The organism is Micromonospora inaquosa, assembly GCF_003857055.1.
Classification (GTDB): Bacteria; Actinomycetota; Actinomycetes; order Mycobacteriales; family Micromonosporaceae; genus Micromonospora; species Micromonospora inaquosa.
Genome location: NZ_QGSZ01000005.1, coordinates 1 through 808, shown reverse-complemented (window position 1 = coordinate 808; position 808 = coordinate 1). Strand labels below are relative to the sequence as shown.

The 808-nt window shown below is 67.5% G+C and carries 2 protein-coding genes; one reads left to right on the top strand and one right to left on the bottom strand.

Features of this window, described 5'->3' with window-relative positions:
- Window positions 1–195 precede the first annotated feature (195 nt).
- Window positions 196–414 carry a hypothetical protein gene (locus tag DLJ59_RS00025; RefSeq protein WP_208648498.1) on the bottom strand — a complete coding sequence of 73 codons (219 nt, stop codon included), beginning with the start codon at window positions 412–414 and terminating at the stop codon, window positions 196–198.
- Between the two features lie 20 nt (window positions 415–434).
- Here DLJ59_RS00025 and DLJ59_RS00020 point away from each other — a divergent pair, with 20 nt between their 5' ends.
- Window positions 435–698, top strand: coding sequence for a DDE-type integrase/transposase/recombinase (locus tag DLJ59_RS00020; RefSeq protein WP_124770493.1), 264 nt, complete (start codon window positions 435–437; stop codon window positions 696–698).
- Window positions 699–808 lie beyond the last annotated feature (110 nt).

Sequence of the window (808 nt, the reverse complement as noted above, 5' to 3'; positions counted from 1 at the left end):
GAGCCACGGCGAACGCTTCAAGCCGTTGCCGCACAACCGAAAGCTCGTCAGGGGTCACCGCAACATCGAACTACCCAGACCGCCCCGATGACCCCACGACACGCCGACCTAACAAAGCACTACTAGGTAGTGGCCTGTAAAGGCGACGTTCGCTCCGGCTGGTGACGCCGTGTCGTAGCTCGCCTACATTGACGGTCAGATCAGGACCGCGGCGAGAGCCCGGAATGCGTCGGCGGGGAACGCCGTAGCGTCACCGCCGTTGACCACCTGAACCGCCACCTCGTCCGCGCCGGCCTGGTAGTGCTTCTCCAACCCGGCCGCGACGTGCTCGGCCGTACCCCAGGGGATCAGGGCGTCGACGAGCCGGTAGCTGCCTCCGCCGGCGACGCGGCAAGCCGCGTCGCAAGGTCGCATCGACCGCGACCGCCCCGGACCTGGTCCAGCGGCAGTTCACCGCCACCACACCCAACCGGCTCTGGGTCGCGGACATCTCCTACCTGCGCACCTGGGAAGGATTCCTCTACCTCGCCGTCGTGGTCGACGCCTACTCCCGCCGCGTCGTCGGGTGGGCCATGGCCGACCACCTACGCACTGAGCTCATCCTCGACGCGGTCGGCATGGCCATCCAACACCGCCGACCCGCCCGCGACCAGCTCATCCACCACTCGGATCGCGGAACTCAAGGCGAATTCAACTGATCGTCGCAACACCTTGATCACGGAGGTTTGCGATGGGGCGCGGGAAGAGGCAGATGCGTGCGGTGCCGGCTGGTGCGCGGCGACAGTGGGCGTCGGATCGGGCGTTGCGG

What these genes read in the sequence shown, in the direction of transcription:
- DLJ59_RS00025 (WP_208648498.1), bottom strand. Translation starts at nt 414, where the DNA reads ATGCGACCTTGCGACGCGGCTTGCCGCGTCGCCGGCGGAGGCAGCTAC.